General features: G+C 68.1%; 16 protein-coding genes. 8 read left to right on the top strand and 8 right to left on the bottom strand.

The window, feature by feature from the left end:
- Positions 1-48 precede the first annotated feature (48 nt).
- Positions 49-1,074, top strand: a complete 1,026-nt coding sequence (locus A5622_RS07290) for an NAD(P)H-dependent glycerol-3-phosphate dehydrogenase (RefSeq protein ID WP_066866407.1) — start codon at positions 49-51, stop codon at positions 1,072-1,074.
- Positions 1,075-1,316: 242 nt separating this feature from the next.
- Positions 1,317-2,870 (top strand): SulP family inorganic anion transporter, encoded by a 1,554-nt coding sequence (locus tag A5622_RS07285; RefSeq protein ID WP_066877590.1) that lies wholly within the window; start codon positions 1,317-1,319, stop codon positions 2,868-2,870.
- Between the two features lie 54 nt (positions 2,871-2,924).
- On the opposite strand, the gene A5622_RS07280 is transcribed toward A5622_RS07285, so the two are convergent.
- From A5622_RS07280 to grcC1, 3 genes are all read right to left on the bottom strand, one after another.
- Entirely contained in the window at positions 2,925-3,167 is a 243-nt protein-coding gene (locus A5622_RS07280) for a helix-turn-helix transcriptional regulator (protein ID WP_066877588.1), read from the bottom strand.
- 40 nt (positions 3,168-3,207) lie between these two features.
- Positions 3,208-4,071, bottom strand: a complete 864-nt coding sequence (htpX, locus tag A5622_RS07275; protein ID WP_066866411.1) for a zinc metalloprotease HtpX — start codon at positions 4,069-4,071, stop codon at positions 3,208-3,210.
- A 157-nt stretch (positions 4,072-4,228) separates the two neighbouring features.
- Positions 4,229-5,236, bottom strand: a complete 1,008-nt coding sequence (grcC1, locus tag A5622_RS07270) for a nonaprenyl/(2E,6E)-farnesyl/geranylgeranyl diphosphat synthase (protein WP_066877586.1) — start codon at positions 5,234-5,236, stop codon at positions 4,229-4,231.
- 22 nt (positions 5,237-5,258) lie between these two features.
- Between grcC1 and menJ the strand changes: the two genes are divergently transcribed.
- Together menJ and A5622_RS07260 are read left to right on the top strand one after the other, a co-directional pair.
- Entirely contained in the window at positions 5,259-6,497 is a 1,239-nt protein-coding gene (menJ, locus tag A5622_RS07265) for a menaquinone reductase (RefSeq protein ID WP_066877584.1), read from the top strand.
- Between the two features lie 112 nt (positions 6,498-6,609).
- A complete protein-coding gene (locus tag A5622_RS07260) occupies positions 6,610-7,026 on the top strand; it encodes a DUF732 domain-containing protein (protein WP_066866417.1) in 417 nt (138 codons plus the stop codon).
- Between the two features lie 7 nt (positions 7,027-7,033).
- On the opposite strand, the gene A5622_RS07255 is transcribed toward A5622_RS07260, so the two are convergent.
- Entirely contained in the window at positions 7,034-7,726 is a 693-nt protein-coding gene (locus A5622_RS07255; protein WP_066877582.1) for a demethylmenaquinone methyltransferase, read from the bottom strand.
- 57 nt (positions 7,727-7,783) lie between these two features.
- Here A5622_RS07255 and A5622_RS07250 point away from each other — a divergent pair, with 57 nt between their 5' ends.
- From A5622_RS07250 to A5622_RS07240, 3 genes are all read left to right on the top strand, one after another.
- Positions 7,784-8,608 carry an SDR family oxidoreductase gene (locus A5622_RS07250; protein ID WP_066877580.1) on the top strand — a complete coding sequence of 275 codons (825 nt, stop codon included), beginning with the start codon at positions 7,784-7,786 and terminating at the stop codon, positions 8,606-8,608.
- Positions 8,609-8,767: 159 nt separating this feature from the next.
- On the top strand, positions 8,768-8,959 hold the full coding sequence (locus tag A5622_RS07245) for a CsbD family protein (protein ID WP_066866423.1): 192 nt from the start codon (positions 8,768-8,770) through the stop codon (positions 8,957-8,959).
- Between the two features lie 115 nt (positions 8,960-9,074).
- A complete protein-coding gene (locus A5622_RS07240; RefSeq protein WP_066866425.1) occupies positions 9,075-10,562 on the top strand; it encodes an FAD-dependent oxidoreductase in 1,488 nt (495 codons plus the stop codon).
- Between the two features lie 7 nt (positions 10,563-10,569).
- On the opposite strand, the gene A5622_RS07235 is transcribed toward A5622_RS07240, so the two are convergent.
- Positions 10,570-13,743: an adenylate/guanylate cyclase domain-containing protein gene (locus A5622_RS07235; RefSeq protein ID WP_066877578.1), complete on the bottom strand. Its 3,174-nt coding sequence runs from the start codon at positions 13,741-13,743 to the stop codon at positions 10,570-10,572.
- Between the two features lie 184 nt (positions 13,744-13,927).
- Here A5622_RS07235 and A5622_RS07230 point away from each other — a divergent pair, with 184 nt between their 5' ends.
- Entirely contained in the window at positions 13,928-15,166 is a 1,239-nt protein-coding gene (locus tag A5622_RS07230) for a cytochrome P450 (protein ID WP_066877575.1), read from the top strand.
- 13 nt (positions 15,167-15,179) lie between these two features.
- Here A5622_RS07230 and A5622_RS07225 read toward each other — a convergent pair whose 3' ends face one another.
- The 3 genes from A5622_RS07225 to A5622_RS07215 all read right to left on the bottom strand — a co-directional run.
- Positions 15,180-16,334, bottom strand: a complete 1,155-nt coding sequence (locus tag A5622_RS07225) for a glycosyltransferase family 1 protein (RefSeq protein WP_066877573.1) — start codon at positions 16,332-16,334, stop codon at positions 15,180-15,182.
- A 51-nt stretch (positions 16,335-16,385) separates the two neighbouring features.
- Entirely contained in the window at positions 16,386-16,943 is a 558-nt protein-coding gene (locus A5622_RS07220; RefSeq protein WP_232002896.1) for a DUF3592 domain-containing protein, read from the bottom strand.
- 11 nt (positions 16,944-16,954) lie between these two features.
- Positions 16,955-17,521 (bottom strand): thiamine pyrophosphate-binding protein (locus tag A5622_RS07215; protein ID WP_232002894.1); only part of this gene is annotated, 567 nt, incomplete at its 5' end.

Genomic DNA, 17,521 nt, shown 5'->3' with positions numbered 1-17,521 from the left:
TTCGTGAACTGCTACTAAATCGCAGGTGTCCGCAATACGCTGATCGCCATGGCATCTGAGAAGCGCGAACCCAAAGTCGTTGTGCTCGGTGGCGGTTCCTGGGGCACCACCGTGGCATCAATCTGCGCTCGTCGCGGTCCGACGCTGCAGTGGGTGCGCTCCGAGGCGACCGCCAGCGACATCAACGACAACCACCGCAACAGCCGCTACCTCGGCAACGACGTCGTGCTCAGTGACACCCTGCGCGCCACGACCGACTTCGCCGAGGCGGCCAACTCCGCCGACGTCGTCGTGATGGGCGTTCCCTCGCACGGCTTTCGGGGGGTGCTGAGCGAGCTCGCCAAGGAGCTGCGGCCGTGGGTGCCGGTGGTGTCGCTGGTCAAGGGGCTCGAGCAGGGCACCAACATGCGGATGTCGCAGATCATCGAGGAGACGCTGCCCGGCCACCCCGCCGGCATTCTGGCCGGGCCGAACATCGCGCGCGAGGTCGGCGAGGGCTACGCCGCCGCGGCGGTGCTGGCGATGCCCGACCAGCACCTGGCGACCCGGCTGTCGGGCCTGTTCCGCACCCGGCGCTTCCGCGTGTACACCACCGACGACGTCGTCGGGGTGGAGATGGCCGGGGCGCTGAAGAACGTCTATGCCATCTCGGTCGGGATGGGCTACTCGCTGGGCATCGGCGAGAACACCCGCGCGCTGGTGATCGCCCGCGCGCTGCGGGAGATGACCAAGTTGGGCGTCGCCCTCGGCGGCAATCCCGATACCTTCCCGGGGCTGGCCGGCCTTGGCGACCTCATCGTCACCTGTACCAGCCAGCGCAGCCGCAACCGCCATGTCGGTGAACAACTGGGGGCGGGCAAGCCGATCGACGAGATCATCGCCTCGATGAACCAGGTCGCCGAGGGCGTCAAGGCCGCCAGCGTGATCATGGAGTTTGCCAACGAATTCGGGCTGACCATGCCGATCGCCCGCGAGGTCGACGCCGTGATCAACCACGGCTCGTCCGTCGAGCAGGCCTACCGCGGCCTGATCGCCGAGGTACCCGGCCACGAGGTGCACGGTTCCGGCTTCTGAACTGGTCGTTCCGAGCTGGCCAAATTCAAATCTTTGCGTTCTCTATGGGCACGGCCCGCCAGCTTGACCGGTCTTTGCCAGCAAAATACCGTCAATCCAGGCGGCCAGCGGTATCCGGGCGCGATCCTGCGGGTCACCCCGGCGTAATCGTTTGTACGCCAGCGCGTTACGAAGAAGTAATGAGCGCACTATGGGCGGATATCGGAACATCCCCCGCTAACTCCTATCGAGGGACGCGACCGATGCACAACGTTGAACAGTCGGGCGAAAAAACCCGTGCACGTCGGCTGAGCGAACCGCGCATCAATCGGTTGCGCGGCATCATCCGGCACGACCTACCGTCATCGCTGGTGGTGTTCCTGGTGGCGCTCCCGCTGTCGCTGGGGATCGCGATCGCTTCGGGAGCCCCGGTGCTCGCCGGCCTGATCGCCGCGATCGTCGGCGGCATCATCGTCGGCTCGCTGGGCGGATCGCCGCTGCAGGTCAGCGGTCCCGCGGCCGGGCTGACAGTCGTGGTCGCCGACCTGGTTTCCGATTTTGGCTGGGGCATAACGTGTTTGATCACCGTTGCCGCCGGAGTGGTGCAGGTGCTGCTGGGCCTGAGCCGGGTCGCCCGTGCGGCCCTGGCGATCTCACCGGTCGTCGTACACGCGATGCTGGCCGGCATCGGCATCACGATCGCCCTGCAGCAGGCGCACGTGTTGCTCGGCGGGAAGTCCAAGAGCACGGCGTGGCACAACCTCATCGGGCTTCCGGGCCAGATCATCGGCGCGCACCGGCCGGGGGTCATCCTGGGCGTGCTGGTGATCGTCATCCTGGTGGGCTGGCGCTGGGTTCCCGTCAAACTGCGCCGCATTCCGGGTCCCCTGGTCGCCATAGTCGCGGTGACGGTGATCTCGGTGGTCTTCCCGTTCCACGTGCGACGGATCAACCTCGAGGGCTCCCCGCTGGACGCGCTGCGATTGCCGGATCTTCCCCACGGCAACTTCGGTGCGGTCGCGATCGGGGTGATCACGGTGGCGCTCATCGCCAGCGTCGAGAGCCTGCTGTCGGCGGTGTCGGTCGATCGGATGCACAACGGTCCGCGCACCGATTTCAACCGCGAGTTGGTGGGACAGGGAGCCGCCAACATCGTGTCGGGCACCATCGGTGGGCTGCCGGTGACCGGGGTCATCGTCCGTAGCTCGACAAATGTCAACGCGGGCGCCAAGTCTCGCGCCTCGGCGATCATGCACGGCGTCTGGATCCTGCTGTTCACCATCCCGTTCGCCGGTCTGGTCGAAGAGATCCCCACCGCCGCGTTGGCCGGACTACTCATCGTCATCGGCATTCAGCTGCTCAAGCCGGCCCACATCGAAACCGCAATGAAGCACGGCGATCTGGCGGTGTACGTCGTGACCGCCGTCAGCGTCATCTTCCTCAACCTGCTGCACGGCGTCATGATCGGGCTCGCGCTGGCCATCGCCCTGACCGGATGGCGGGTGATCCGGGCCAAGATCGAGGCAACGCCGGTGGGCGACGACGAGTGGCGGGTGAGCATCGAGGGCGCGGCATGCACCTTCCTGGCGCTGCCGAGGCTGACGCGGCTGCTGGCGTCGATTCCGCAGGGCGCGACGGCGACGGTGACCCTTGCGGTCCACTACCTCGATCACGCCGCCCATCAAACGATCACCGACTGGCAGCAACAGCACGAGGCGACGGGCGGGACGGTGCACATCCGGGGCGGGACCGACACGGGCCGCCGCGACGTGCACCAACCGCTGGTCGAGGCCCAAAGCCCGGGTGCCGCAGCATAATTGGCCCTCGTGTTGAGCCGGTTCGGGGACGAGGCGCCGTGGGTGCCCGGCCGGTCAGTCCACGTCGATGCGGATGTGTAGCCGCTTGCCGCACACCTGCGCCAGCCGTTGCAGCACGTCGACCCGGGGCACCTCGGTCCCGTCCTCCCAGGCGGCGACCTCGGCCTGGGTGGTGCCCAGCGACTCGGCCAGCTGGGCCTGGTTCATCCCCGCACCGGCGCGCGTCTCGAAGATCAAGTCGGGCAGATCCAATGCCAGCCCGGCTTCGTGAATGTCCATCGAGTTGGGTTCAGTCATCGCCAATCACCGTCCAACGCCGATGGTACGTGGGTCGGGGCTACCGCCCGGCCATTTGTTCCAGCCGCCGGATGCGGTCCTCGATCGGCGGGTGCGTCGAAAACAGCGACCCGATCCGCTCGCCCGCGCGGAACGGATTGGCGATCATCAGGTGCGCCTGGCTGGCCAGCTGGGGCTCGGGCGGCAACGGGGCCGCCTGCACCCCGCCGGAGATCTTGCGCAGGGCCGACGCCAGGGCCAGCGGGTCACCGGTCAGCACCGCGCCCGATTCGTCCGCCTGGTATTCGCGTGATCGCGACACCGCCAACCGGACCACCGTCGCCGCGATCGGGCCCAGCAACGAAACCAGCAGCAGCGCAAAGGGATTCTCGCCGTCGCGGTCGTTACCGCCGAACATGCCGGCGAACATGGCCATGTTGGCCAGCGCGGTGATCACCGACGCCAGCGCCCCGGCGATGCACGAGATCAGGATGTCGCGGTTGTAGACGTGCGAAAGCTCGTGTCCCAGTACGGCACGCAGCTCGCGCTCGGTGAGGATGCCCAGAATGCCGGTGGTGCAGCACACCGCCGCGTTGCGGGGGTTGCGCCCGGTCGCGAATGCGTTGGGCGCGTTGGTGTCGCTGATGTACAGCCGGGGCATCGGCTGGTGCGCGGCGGTGGCCAGCTCACGCACGATCCGGTACATGGCCGGCGCCTGCACCTCCGACACCGGCTGCGCGTGCATCGCCCGCAGCGCCAGCTTGTCGCTGTTGTAGTACGTGTAGACGTTCATCCCGATGGCGAACAGCACCGCGAGGAACATCGCGGTCTTGCCGAAGAGCGAGCCGACGAACACGATCAACGCGGACATGCCAACCAACAACGCGAACGTCTTGAACGTGTTGTGATGCGGATGCCAGGTCATCGGTGTCTCCTCGGAACACTCGGGTCGCGCGTTACTGCCGATTACAGCTCATAGAACGCCCGAGACGGCCCCGTTGGTTCCACAGGGCGCTCGCGATCACCGCTAGCCGAATGGTGGCGACCCGCTTCACGCGGCTGCGCCGCGCTCGCGATCACCACTAGCCGTGCCGGCTGATGGTGTAGTCGACCAGCGTCTGCAGCGCATGCCGGCCCGGGACGTCGGGCAGCAGGGACAGCTCCTGGCGCGCCTGGTCCGCGTATTCCTGCAGCGACTGCTTGGCCTTGGCCATGCCCGGTGATGCCCGCAACAATCCCAGCGCCTCGGCCACCGCCTCGTCGTCGTCGATGGGCCCGACCAGCAGCTCGCGCAGCCGCGCAGCTTCGGGCCCGGGTTCGCGCAGCGCGTAGACCATCGGCAGGGTGTGCACGCCCTCGCGCACGTCGGTGCCGGGCAGCTTGCCGGACTCGTGGGAGTCGCTGTCGATGTCGATGATGTCGTCGGAGATCTGGAACGCGGTGCCCACGATGCCGCCGAGGCGGCTCAGCCGCTCCACCTGATCGGGGTCGGCGCCGGAGAACATCGCCCCGAACCGGCCCGCCGCGGCGATCAGGCAGGCGGTCTTCTCGTACACCACCTTCAGGTAGTGCTCGATCGGGTCGGATCCCTCGACGAACCCGCGGGTCTCACGCATCTGGCCCGTCACCAGTTGGGCGAACGTCTCGGCGATCAGCCGCACCGCCTCCGGGCCCAGCCGCGACACCAACCGGGATGCCGTCGCGAACAGGTAGTCGCCGGCCAGGATCGCCACGTTGTTGCCCCAGCGCACGTTGGCGGTGGGGGTGCCGCGGCGAACTTCCGCCTCGTCCATCACGTCGTCGTGGTACAGCGTGGCCAGGTGCACCAGCTCGATGACGGCGCCGGCGATGGTCACGTCCGCGCTGTCCGGGTTGGGCCCGATCTGCGCCGACAACACGGTGAACAGCGGCCGGAACCGCTTGCCGCCGGCCTTGAACAGGTGGGTCAGCGACTCGGTCATGATGTCGTCGGCGCTGCGCAGTTCGGTGTCCATGAGCTGCTCGATCCGTCCGACGCCGTCGCGTACGGTCGCCGCGAAAGCCGGGTCGCCGAAGTCAACGCCCGCCACCACCGTCGCCGGAGTACTCACGGGACCAAACATACTGGTGTGCATGAAGACGGGAGCGACCCGAGCCCTCGAGGCCCAAGTGGTGGTCGTGGGCGCCGGACCCGCCGGTTCGGCGGCGGCGGCCTGGGCCGCCCGCGCGGGCTATGAGGTGCTGGTCGTCGACTCGGCGAGCTTTCCCCGCGACAAGGCCTGCGGCGACGGGCTGACTCCCCGCGCGGTCGCCGAGCTGGAGCGCCTGGGGCTGCGGGACTGGCTGGACACCCGCATCCGGCATCGGGGGCTGCGGATGAGCGGGTTCGGCGGCGAGGTGGAGGTCGACTGGCCGGGCCCCTCGTTCCCGTCCACCGGCAGCGCGGTGGCCCGCTTCGAGCTGGACGACCGGATTCGCAAGGTCGCCGAAGATTCCGGGGCACGGATGTTGCTGGGGACCAAGGCTGTTGCGGCACAACATGATTCGTCGGGCCGGGTGAGGTCGGTGGCGTTGGCCGACGGCACCGAGGTGAGTTGCGCCCAGCTGATCGTCGCCGACGGGGCCCGGTCGACGCTGGGCCGCAAGCTGGGCCGGCGCTGGCACCAGGAAACGGTGTACGGCGTCGCCGCCCGCGGCTATCTGGCCACCGCGCGCGCCGACGACCCCTGGCTGACGTCGCATCTGGAGCTGCGCGGACCCGAGGGGGCCGTGTTGCCGGGGTATGGCTGGATCTTCCCGCTCGGCAACGGCGAGGTGAACATCGGCGTCGGGGCGTTGTCGACGTCCAAGCGGCCCGCCGATTTGGCGCTGCGGCCGTTGATCGACTACTACGCCGACCTGCGCCGCGACGAGTGGGGATTCTCCGGCCGGCCCCGCGCGGTGGCCTCGGCGCTGCTGCCGATGGGCGGCGCGGTGTCGGGGGTGGCCGGTGCCAACTGGATGCTCGTCGGTGACGCCGCGGCCTGCGTCAACCCGCTCAACGGCGAAGGCATCGACTACGGGCTCGAGACCGGGCGGCTGGCGGCGGCGCTGCTGGACCACCCCGACCTGTCGCAGGTGTGGCCGTCGCTGTTGCAGGAGCACTACGGTCGGGGCTTCTCGGTCGCCCGGCGGCTGGCGTTGCTGCTGACTTTTCAGCGGTTCTTGCCGTCGACCGGACCGATCGCCATGCGCTCGACGGCGCTGATGACCATCGCCGTGCGGGTGATGGCCAACCTGGTCACCGACGACGACGCGGACTGGGTGGCCCGCGCCTGGCGCGGCGGCGGGCGGCTGTCGCGGCTGCTCGACCGCCGCACGCCGTTCAGCTGACCGAGCGTGCGTATCACCGCTGGTCGGCGGGCCGGTCACGGTCCCACGGGGCCGGCGCTCGTCGATCTACTTTCGTCCGCGCACCCGCGGCGAGGCGTGTATAGTCCAGCTAATGAAGGGAACGAGGCTGGCTACTATCGGAGCCGCTGCCGCCGCCGCTGCTGCTGCTATCGCGCTGGCCGGGCCGGCGCAGCTTTCCGCGCCCGCGCAGGCCGACCCGCCACCGACGGCGCCATACCCGACGCCGCGCACCCCGTCGCCCCCGAGCGACTACGACGCCCCATTCAAGAACACCGTCAACGGCTTCGGCATCTACCAGCCGCAGGACCAGCTGGCGTGGCTGGGCAAGATCACCTGCGAGCGGATCGGTAGGGGCGTGGACGGCGACGCGTACAAGTCGGCCACATTCATCCAGCGCAACCTGCCGCGCGGCACCACTCAGGGCCAGGCGTTCCAGTTCCTCGGCGCGGCGGTGGACCATTACTGCCCCGACAAGGTCGGCTTCGTGCAGGCCGCCGGCAATCACTAAAGCTTTCTCAGCGCAACGGTTTGTACCCGGCGTGTAAGGCGACGATGCCGCCGGTCAGGTTGCGCCAGCGCACCCCCGACCAACCGGCCCGGGTGATCTGCTGCGCTAAGCCCGCCTGATCGGGCCACGCCCGAATCGATTCCGCGAGGTACACGTACGCGTCCGGGTTGCTGGACACCGCCCGGGCGACCCGCGGCAGCGCCCGCATCAAGTACTCCTTGTACACGGTCGCGAATAGCGTGTTGGTGGGCGTGGAGAACTCGCACACCACCAGCCGGCCACCCGGCCGCGTGACGCGGGCCATCTCGCGCAGCGCGGCCTGGGTGTCGACGACGTTGCGCAGCCCGAAACTGATTGTCACGGCGTCGAATACGTCGTCACCGAACGGCAGCCTGGTGGCGTCGCCGGCGACCTTGGGAACATTGCGCGCGGCACCGGCCGCCAGCATGCCGACCGAGAAATCGGCGGCCACACACCACGCCCCGGATTTCCTCAGTTCCACGGTGGACACCGCGGTGCCCGCGGCGAGGTCCAGCACCTTCTGGCCGGCACCGATGGCCAGCGCCGTCCGGGTCGCCTTGCGCCAGTACCGGTCCTGACCCATCGACAGCACGGTGTTGGTCAGGTCGTAGCGGCGGGCGACGCCGTCGAACATCGACGCGACGTCCCGGGGATCCTTGTCCAGCTCCGCGCGACTCACCAGGCAAACGCTACCTGTTCGGGGAATGAGGTGGCGCGGTCGGCGTTGTATGGGGGCGTGACGGAAAAAGTTTGGTTTATCACCGGGACATCGCGAGGTTTTGGACGGGCGTGGACGATCGCGGCGCTGGAGCGCGGCGACAAGGTCGCGGCCACGGCGCGCAACACCGCCGCGCTGGACGACCTCGTGGGCAAGTACGGCGACACGCTGCTGCCGATCCGACTGGACGTGACCGACCGGGCGGCCGACTTCGCGGCGGTCAAGGAAGCGCACGACCACTTCGGCCGGCTCGACATCGTGGTGAACAATGCCGGCTACGGCCAATTCGGGTTCGTCGAGGAACTCTCCGAGCGGGACGCACGCGATCAGATCGAGACCAATGTCTTTGGGGCACTGTGGATCACCCAGGCCGCGCTGCCGTACCTGCGCGAGCAGGGCAGCGGCCACATCATCCAGGTGTCCTCGATCGGGGGCATCACCGCGTTCCCGTTGGTCGGCATCTACCACGCGTCGAAGTGGGCGCTGGAGGGCTTCTCGCAGGCGCTGGCCCAGGAGGTCGCTCCGTTCGGGGTGCACGTCACGCTGATCGAGCCGGGCGGTTTCGACACCGACTGGGCCGGCGACTCGGCCAAGCACGCCGATCCGCTGCCGGCCTACGACGACGTTCGCGCCGCCGTGCAGGCCGAGCGCAGCCGCCGGTGGGCCAGCCCGGGTGACCCGTCGGCGTCCGCGGCCGCCTTGCTCAAGGTGGTCGACGCCGAAAAGCCGCCGCTGCGAGTGTTTTTCGGCGCTTCCCCGCTGGAAACCGCCAAGGCCGACTACGAGAGCCGGCTGCGCAACTGGGAGGAATGGCAGCCCGTCGCTGAGCTCGCGCAGGGCTGATCGGCCGTCGATTCGTGTCGTAACGGCCTGTCCAGGTCGGCTCGCCTGCTCGATTTGGTCCTCGATTGCGGACAAATAGCACGCGAGAAGAGAGTTGCGGCGAACCCGAAAACGGGTAAGCGCTGTGGTACCACCTGGAACGGAATCGAGGGACACGTTATGAGCGGCGCGGATAAGGCCCGAAACAAGGTGCGGCTGATCACGGGCAAGCTCAAGGCGGCAACCGGCCGCGCCACCAACGATCCGACGTTGGCAGCTGAGGGCAGAGCGGACCAGCGGGCGGCCCATTTGAGGGACGCCGGTGAAAAGGTCAAAGACGCATTCCGGCCTCGTCGGCGCCGACAGGTCTAGCCGACGAGCCCACCGCTGCGACGCGACAGTCGGCAGCAATGGAGTAGTCGATTACTCACCCCGCCACCACGCAGCGGACAGATAATTGTGGACGTCTGCGAGGAAAGGCGGTCCGATGTCCGCACCCCAGTTCCCGCCAGTGGAGAGCTGCGACGTTTGCATCGTCGGAGCCGGCATCGCCGGGTTGAACGCCCTGTTCGCGGCCAGCCGATACCTGTCCCGCGAGCAAAAGGTGATCCTCATCGACCGGCGGCCACGCGTCGGGGGCATGTGGGTCGACGTCTACCCCTACGTCCGCCTGCACCAACCGCACCCGATGTTCACGGCGGGCAACATCGCGTGGACGCTCGGCAAGGACCGCAGCTACCTGGCGACCAAAGGCGAGGTGCTCGACCATTTCGAACACTGCGTCGAGGTCATACGGCAGCGAGTGCAGGTCGACGAGTACTTCGGCTGGAATTTGGAGTCCGAGGTAGAGCAGAACGGAATCGTGCGGGCCACCTGTAGCGCCGCCGACGGCCGCAGGCTCGTGGTCGAGGCCAAGCGGTTGATCAAGGCGTATGGCCTGGGGATCACGCCGAACGAACCGCTCGAGATCTCCAGCGCGCGCGTCCATTCGGTGTCGCCCGACTACTGCGACGTCCGGACGGGCGACATCCGGCAAAGCGATGCACCTGTGTGGATCATCGGCGGCGGAAAAACCGCGATGGACACCGCACACGCACTGATCACGACCTACCCCGGTCGACAGGTCAACATGGTCGCCGGCCGCGGAACGTTCTTCTCCTGCCGCGACACCCTGTTGCCGAGCGGCGCCCGCCGCTGGTGGACGGGCACACCGCCGAGCGCCGTCGCGACCCAGCTGAGTCGTCGGTACGACGGCACGAACGAATCGGAAGTCCAAGACTGGTACCGCGCCACCCATGGCACGTTCCTGACCCCACAGTCGGACAACTTCGTGTTGGGCGTCTTGTCGCAGGCCGAGAACCGCACGATCTCCGCCGGCCTGAACGATCTTGTCATGGACTATTTCGAGGATGCGGTCGACCGCAATGGCAGCACCGATCTGGTGTTGCGGAGCGGATCGACGAAGACGATCGAACCGGGCAGCTGGATCGTCAACTGCACGGGCTACGTCAAATTCCCCGACGAGTACCCATACGAGCCCTACGTATCACCCAGTGGCGCAGTGGTTTCCATCAACGTGCGGTCGGCCACGCTGCACTTGCCCGCGTTCATGGGGTATTTCCTGGGCCACCTGATGTTCTTGGGCAAGCTCGGAGAGATCCCGCTCTACGAAATCGACTGGATGCATCTGCGGCAAAAGGCGCCGCTGGCGTTCCCGTACGTGCTCTTCGCACTCGTCGGCCACAACCTCAGCCTCATCTACGACAACGTGCCCAGCCGCGTGTTCGCCGAGAACGGCCTCGATTTCGACAAGTGGTATCCGCTGGCGCGCCGCCTGCCGGCTGTGGCGCGGTTCATGCTCACGCACCGCCGCGAACGGGAGCGCCAGCGCCGCGTCCTCGACACGGTCCGGGAGCGATTCGGAATCCGTTGCGGCCCATTGAGTCCGCAACGCGTGTCCGGCGCGACAACGTAGTACCCCGTCATGGCAGCATCTCGGCCCAGCCGATATGCCCTTCGTAGCCGACTGTTTTGGCCATATCGCGATACTCATCCCGAAATCGCGTGTAAGCAAAGGCGTCACCCTGGGCGCGGGCCAGCAGCGCCCGCATCCGCGACGTCCAGATGTCACGCATCGCCAAACCCTCATCGGCCGGAGCGGTCGCCAACCGGTCGATCGCGACCTCGGCTTCAGCCACATCATGGTCGGTCGCGCGAGCCAGCAGCGTCTCCACCAGAACCGCCGTGGCCGGAATGCCCCATAGCAGAAGGCGTTCGCAACGAAATAGATGGTCGACGGCGGCGCGAATCGCCGGTAGGCAAGCGTCGTGATCTCCCTGCCTCGCCGACTCACGGGCCGCGTAGACCTCGACAATCGGCAAATCGCTCAGATTGTGTCCTTGGCCCGAGAACACTTCCCCGGTCTCAACCAACACCTGCCGGCCCCGACTGCGCTCGTCATGGCTGTCGCGGTGCACCAGCGCAACGCCCAGCGTCGCCTTGATGAATCCCACCACCACGTCATCGCTGGATCGCTCGGCGACTCGTAGCGCGTTCTTGATCTCGTGCAGCGCAACGTCATCGGGCCTGCGCACGCCGAACGGTATTCCCAGCAGATAGATGTAGCCGACCACCCCGGCGTAGGACGCGGCGTCAGCGCGGCGGGCCATAGCCAAGCCGTGGCGCAGGTCTGCTGACCATCCGCGACGACCCAGCGAATATCGCGCCATACCCCGCGACACAAAGGCGAGCGCCAACGGGCATCCCACTAGGAAGTTGCCTTTGGATGGATCACCGTCGGCCAGGTCGATAGTGGCTTGTGACCATTGCAGCACGTCACACCATTCGGCGTTTTCGATCTTGCCGTAGATCACCGGGAAGGACAGACCCACCGTCAGGTTCGGGTCTGCGACCGACTCAGCCAGGGCCCAGGCAGCCGAGGCCAGCTGCGACGCCTCGCGCACCCGATCCTGATGCGCGTAGCCAACCACCATCCCCGCCGTTGCGATCCCAAGTGACGCCTTATCTCCCGCGGCGCTGCACAACTCCCGCAATTCATCGAAGCGGTCACCGGCAAGGCTGGCGTGGACTCGCCAGCCCGTCCCGCACAACATGGTGCGTGGCGCTATGCGCATGGCCGGCCGGCGCGGGTGATCGGCGGGCAGGGTGTCGGCGATGTCTGCCGCGCGCCCCCAGCTCGCTCGCGCGGCGCTGATGTCCCGGTTGGTCGCCCAGGTGGCGGCGCGCATGTGCCAGTCGTAGGCGGCGGGCAGATCACCGGCGGCCTGCACATGTTCGGCGATCAACGCCGCGTTTTCGTCCCCCGATTGCGGATCGCGGGCTTCGATTGCGGCGGCCACCCGCCGATGCAGCTCCGAGCGATCCGATCTGAGTTGTGCGCCATAGGCCACCGAGTGAATGAGCGGATGGTGGAACACATACTCCGGGCGCCGAGTGAGGCCGACGACATCGATGAGCTGGGCCGCCAGTAGTTCGTCGATCTCGGGCTCAACATCCAACACGGTGAGTAGGTCCAGCCCGAACCGCGAGCCGATGACCGCCGCCGCGCCTAGCGTGCGCTTGGCTTTCGGATAGAGGCGGTCGATGCGCGCGGCGATGGTCGCCTGCAATGTGGCCGGCACGCTCACTTCGCCGACCTCCGTTGCCGACGTGTAAGCACCGGGCTCGCCTCGTAGCACACCGCGATCGGCCAGTTCACGCACCAACTCCTCGGCGAAGAATGGATTACCGGCGGCGCGCTCGGCGACTCTGCGACCCAGGGCACCGACCGACGGGTCCGGCCCGAGCAGATGTGTGACCAGTGCTGCCGTTTCTGAATTACTCAGCGGTGCAAGGGCTATGGCGCGCGCATCGGACACCCGGGTCAACGCACCCCGGTACTCCGGCCGGTGGGTGACCAACACCAGCGTGGGCGTTCGCGGGACCACCTCGAGGAAATCGGTCAGCATCGACTCGCTGATCTCGTCGATCCAGTGGGCGTCCTCGACGACAAAGACCGCCGGGCGCTGGCGGGCCAGTCTGGCGGCGTGCACCAACGCGGTCAACCGCCTGCGACGCGCATTGGGATCAACCGCGGGCACGGCGGTGGTCGGGTCGGCGATGCCCAGCAGGTCGTCGAGCAGCAGCACGTCCTCGGGATCTGCGTCCGGAAATCGGTCCCGTACTCGCGCGCGGGCCGCCTGTCCCCCAAGACCTTCGATGCCCGTGACCGCCCGCAGCAGCCGCGCCACGGCATGGAATGGGACCTGGCTGGTGTGTGACTCACAACAGGCGGTCAACACCTCCGCACCCCGAACCGCTGCCATCGCGGCCACCTCGCGCGCCAGGCGGCTCTTGCCGATGCCGGGTTCGCCCACCACCACAACTACAGCGCCGTGACCGGCGAGGGCGCGCTCCAACAAGCCCTCGACGGCGGACATCTCCCACCGACGACCAACCAGATTCGAGTCGGCGCGACCGGCGGCGCGGTGCCGGTCTCCGATGCCCAGTAACCGGTGGGCGGTGACTGGTTCGTTGACGCCCTTGATGCGGACCAACTCCGGTTCGCTTAGCGCCGCCGCCTCGTCAACCAGTCGCGCGGTGGAGACGCTGAGCATCACCCCGCCCGGCGGTGCGACCGATTCCATCCGCTGGGCCAGGCCCACCTGATCACCCATCGCGGTGTAGCCGAAGGATCCAGAACCGAGCTCACCGGCGATCACCTGACCGGAGTTCAGCCCCACCCGCACGAGCAACGTCGCACCGTCTCGGCCCTGCACCTCGCTGCCCAGCGCCTTGGCTTCTTCCTGAATGCTCAGCGCCGCGAGGCATGCGCGCAGGGCGTGGTCCTCCATTGCCGCCGGCGCGCCGAACACCGCCATGATGCCGTCGCCGGTGAACTTGTCCACCGTGCCGCCGTACCGCCGGACGACGGCCGCGCAGCGGTTGGCCAGGTCGACCATGATCTCGCGCAACCGCTCCGTCCCGACGGTTGCGGCGATGTCCATCGAGCGGACCACGTCGGCAAACAGGACCGTGACCTGTTTGTACTCGGCGCGGCTAGCATCGTCGCGTACCGGTGCGCCGCAGTGATGACAAAACCGGGCGTTATCAAGAGTTTCGGTGCCACATGTCCGGCACGCTGCTATGGCCGTCATCCGCCCCTCCGCTGATCCGGCCCCCACGTCTGCAGTGGTTCTCCGAAAGGATAGGCCGCTGAACACCCCGCTCGGGAGTGTTGATTCCAGGCCGGCAAGACAGGTAGTCGGCTACGCATGTGCCGCGCGGGGGTGCGGCCGAGACTCGGTATGGAAGCACATCGCCGACGACTGAGGCCTCACCATGACCACCACGATTGACCCGCCGGTTTGCCCCAATGTCTTCGATGCCGGCCTGCCGGCGATCGATTATGAGCTCTGCGGAAGCCTCGAGGAGGCCCATGCGATCATCAGCGAGGCGCGCCGCCTGGCGCCGATCGCCATCGGCCCGCACGGGCCGGAGTTCCTGACCTATGAACTGGTGCGCACCGTGCTGCGCGACCCGCGGTTCCGTATACCGCAAGGCATGTTCCTTGCCTCCCAAGGGATTACCAGCGGACCGCTGTGGGACCGCGTCGCGACGAACCTGATCAGTCTCGACGGGCCCGAGCACCACCGGCTACGCCGACTGGTCTCCCATGCCTTCACGCCGCGAGCCACCGCGCGGCTGGGCACGACCATCGTCGAGGTGATCAACCAACTCGTTGACCGCCACACCGCAGCCGGGCGCTGCGAGGTGGTCGCCGACATCGCTCGCCAGTATCCGATCCCGATCATCTGCGCGCTGTTGGGCGCCCCGGCCGAGGATTGGAGGCTGTTCTCGGAATGGACCGACGATATCTTCAAGGCTTTCAGCTGGGAGGTCGCCGGCCATCAAGAGACGATCTTGGCGGCCTGGGACGAACTCGACGCCTACATCGACGGCATGGTCGCCCAGCGCCGCGACCGGCTGACCGACGACCTGATCTCCGAACTGATCCGGGCCGAGGACGACGGGGACCGCCTCAGCATCGACGAGCTGCGGATGCTGGCGGCGGGCCTGCTGGTGGCCGGCACCGACACCACCCGCAACCAGCTGGCCGCCTCGGTGCAGGTGCTGTGCGACCACCCCGACCAGTGGACGATGCTGGCCGAGCATCCCGAGCTGGCGGCCAACGCGGTCGAGGAAACGATGCGGCATTCGCCGATCGCGGGCGCCACCCTGCGCACCGCCCTCGAGGACGTCGAGATCGCCGGGTTCACGATCCCGGCCGGCACGCTGGTGATCGCCAACACCGCTGCGGCCAACCGTGACCCCGCCGCCTACGACGACCCCGACCGGCTGGACATCACCCGCGCGGCGGCGGCGCCGATGCAGACGTTCGGCGCCGGCATGCACTACTGCCTGGGTGCCAATCTGGCTCGGCTCGAGCTCGCCGAGGCCCTGACGGTGATGGCACAACGCATGCCCAACGCTCACCGCACCGGCCCTGCCCCATGGAAGCCGCTCACCGGACTGAGCGGACCACTCACGCTCCCAATCGAATTCGGCCCGGTTGGGTGAACGGGGCCCTAGCTCATTCGCCTTGGGCGTGACGCGTCGCGCTCAGTTGTCGCCGGGCAAACGGCGAGAGCACCGCCTCGTAGTGGCCGAGCAGCTCGTCGCAGATGACCGGCCAGCTGCGCCCGACCACGCTGCGCCGGGCGGCCAGCGCGTAGCGCGGCCGTTCGGCGATCAGGTGTGCGACCGCGTCGGACAGCCGGGGTTCGAATTCGTTGACGGCCAACAACAGACCGGTACGCCACGGGGTGACGAGGTCACGTGGGCCGCCGGCGTCGGGGGCGATCACCGGCAGCCCCGACGCCAGCGCTTCTTGCACGACCTGACAAAACGTCTCGTGCTCACCGGGATGCACGAACACGTCCATGCTGGCGTACGCCGCGGCGAGTTCGTCGCCGTAGAGTGCGCCCGTGAAAACCGCTGCCGGCATTGCCGATTGCAGCTTGGCGCGGTCGACGCCGTCACCCACGATGACGAGCTGGACCGCGTCGCTGGCGGCCAGGCCGGCCAGGCGCTCGACGTGCTTCTCGGGCGCGAGCCGGCCCACAAAACCGACGATGGGCTTGCCCAACGGCGACCACTGCCGCCGGAGCGCCTCGCTGCGCGCCGACGGCGCGAACCGCAGCACGTCGACACCGCGCGCCCACCGGTGCACGCGCGGAAAGCGGTGCGCGACAAGAGCTTCCATCGTGACGCTGGACGGTGCCAGGGTACGGTCGGCGAGCCCGTGCAGGTGACGGAACCAGGCCCAGGCGGCCCGCGCCGTCATCGGGATGCCGTAGCTCGCCGCGAAGCCCGGGACGTCGGTCTGGTACACCGCCACCGTCGGCACCCCCAACCACCGCGCCGCGCGCAGCCCGCCGTAGCCCAACAGCGCCGGCGAGGCCAGGTGCACCACATGGGGATCAAATCCACGCAACACCTTCACCAGCCGGGGGGTGGGCACCCCGAGCGGCAGGCTGGTCACCTTCGGGAACATCCGCGACGGCACCCGGTGCACGCGGATGCCGTCGTAGATGCGGTCCGCCCGAGGCTGGCCCGGGGGCGCGTCGGGGGCGATGACGAGGGCTTCGTGACCCGTCCGGCGCAGATGCTCGAGCACCCGGATCACCGAGTTGCTGACACCGTTGACTTCGGGGAGGAAGGATTCCGCGACGATGGCAACGCGCACATCACTACCGTGTCAGCATCGACTGTCGACAAGGTTGCCTGCCGGCATACGTCACGCGAAATTTGCAGGTCGGGCACCGTCTGCGGCCGGGCTCGGCGGTCCGTCTCGGGGCGCGTCGCGGCGGTCCAGCCACTTGTCCAGCAGCGCCAGCACGGTCAGGATCGCCGCCGCGCCGAGCCAGCCCACCACCGCGATCGAGCCGGCCGGGATGATCGCCAACCCGGCGTTGCGGTGTTGCACGCGAACCAGGTTCGGATCGTTCTTGTTGTACTCGACGTAAATCCGCATCCCGGTGGCCAGATGGGACGGATAGAGCACACCGAGCTCGGGACGATAGGTGACCCGTTCGGGGGTGACGAATTCGATGGTGGAGCGGCGCGGCCCGGCGCTGAGCACCTCGGCCTGCGCGACGCCCATGTTGTGGGTGATCGCGATGTCGTCGCGCCAGGCGCCGGCCACCAACAACAGCGACTGCAAGGTGACCAGGCCGATGACGATCAGCACCGCAATCCGGGCCCACCGCAACACGATCCGAACGCGAGTTTTCGGCGGCGCGTCACTGCGACCATGAATCAGTATGTGCAGCAGCACCTTTGGCGATATTGCCATCTAGGCGCGCCTCACAGCGCGGCCTTGATGGCGGCGTGCAGTTGGCGCAGCGACGACCGGTCGGCCTTGACCTCCAGCACCCGCATCCCGGCCCCGGGTTCGTCGAGGGCCGCCGCCAGTTCGCCGACCTCGATCTGGCGGCTCTCGACGTGGTAGGCGCGGCACAGCGCGCCCACGTCGACGTCGTGCGGGGTGCCGAAAACCCGTGACGACACGTCGGAGAACCGCGGGTCGCCCTGCTCGAGCAGTTCGAAGATGCCGCCGCCGTTGTCGTTGGAGACCACGATCGTCAGCCGGCGCGGCGTGGGCTCGGTGGGCCCGATCAGCAACCCGGAGCTGTCGTGCACGAAGGTCAGGTCGCCGATCAGCGCGACCGTGCGCGCCGGGGTGTCCGGCCCGCCGTGGCGTTCGTGGGCGAGGGCCGCGCCGATCGCGGTCGAGACCGTGCCGTCGATGCCGGCGACGCCGCGGTTGGACCGCACCCGGATGCCGTGGGTGTCCAGGCCGACCAGCGCGGCGTCGCGGACCGGGTTGGACGCCCCGAGCACCAGTTGGTCGCCGGGCACCAGCGCGGCGGC

The organism is Mycobacterium sp. 1245801.1 (assembly GCF_001673055.1).
Lineage (GTDB): Bacteria > Actinomycetota > Actinomycetes > Mycobacteriales > Mycobacteriaceae > Mycobacterium > Mycobacterium europaeum_A.
Note: the sequence above shows the minus strand (reverse complement) of the source record. Positions and strands in the feature narration are given on the sequence as shown.

Coding starts and splice junctions, on each gene's coding strand:
- A5622_RS07290 (WP_066866407.1), top strand. CDS start 49: ATGGCATCTGAGAAGCGCGAACCCAAAGTCGTTGTGCTCGGTGGCGGT.
- A5622_RS07285 (WP_066877590.1), top strand. CDS start 1,317: ATGCACAACGTTGAACAGTCGGGCGAAAAAACCCGTGCACGTCGGCTG.
- A5622_RS07280 (WP_066877588.1), bottom strand. CDS start 3,167: ATGACTGAACCCAACTCGATGGACATTCACGAAGCCGGGCTGGCATTG.
- htpX (WP_066866411.1), bottom strand. CDS start 4,071: ATGACCTGGCATCCGCATCACAACACGTTCAAGACGTTCGCGTTGTTG.
- menJ (WP_066877584.1), top strand. CDS start 5,259: ATGAAGACGGGAGCGACCCGAGCCCTCGAGGCCCAAGTGGTGGTCGTG.
- A5622_RS07260 (WP_066866417.1), top strand. CDS start 6,610: ATGAAGGGAACGAGGCTGGCTACTATCGGAGCCGCTGCCGCCGCCGCT.
- A5622_RS07245 (WP_066866423.1), top strand. CDS start 8,768: ATGAGCGGCGCGGATAAGGCCCGAAACAAGGTGCGGCTGATCACGGGC.
- A5622_RS07240 (WP_066866425.1), top strand. CDS start 9,075: ATGTCCGCACCCCAGTTCCCGCCAGTGGAGAGCTGCGACGTTTGCATC.
- A5622_RS07235 (WP_066877578.1), bottom strand. CDS start 13,743: ATGACGGCCATAGCAGCGTGCCGGACATGTGGCACCGAAACTCTTGAT.
- A5622_RS07230 (WP_066877575.1), top strand. CDS start 13,928: ATGACCACCACGATTGACCCGCCGGTTTGCCCCAATGTCTTCGATGCC.
- A5622_RS07220 (WP_232002896.1), bottom strand. CDS start 16,943: ATGGCAATATCGCCAAAGGTGCTGCTGCACATACTGATTCATGGTCGC.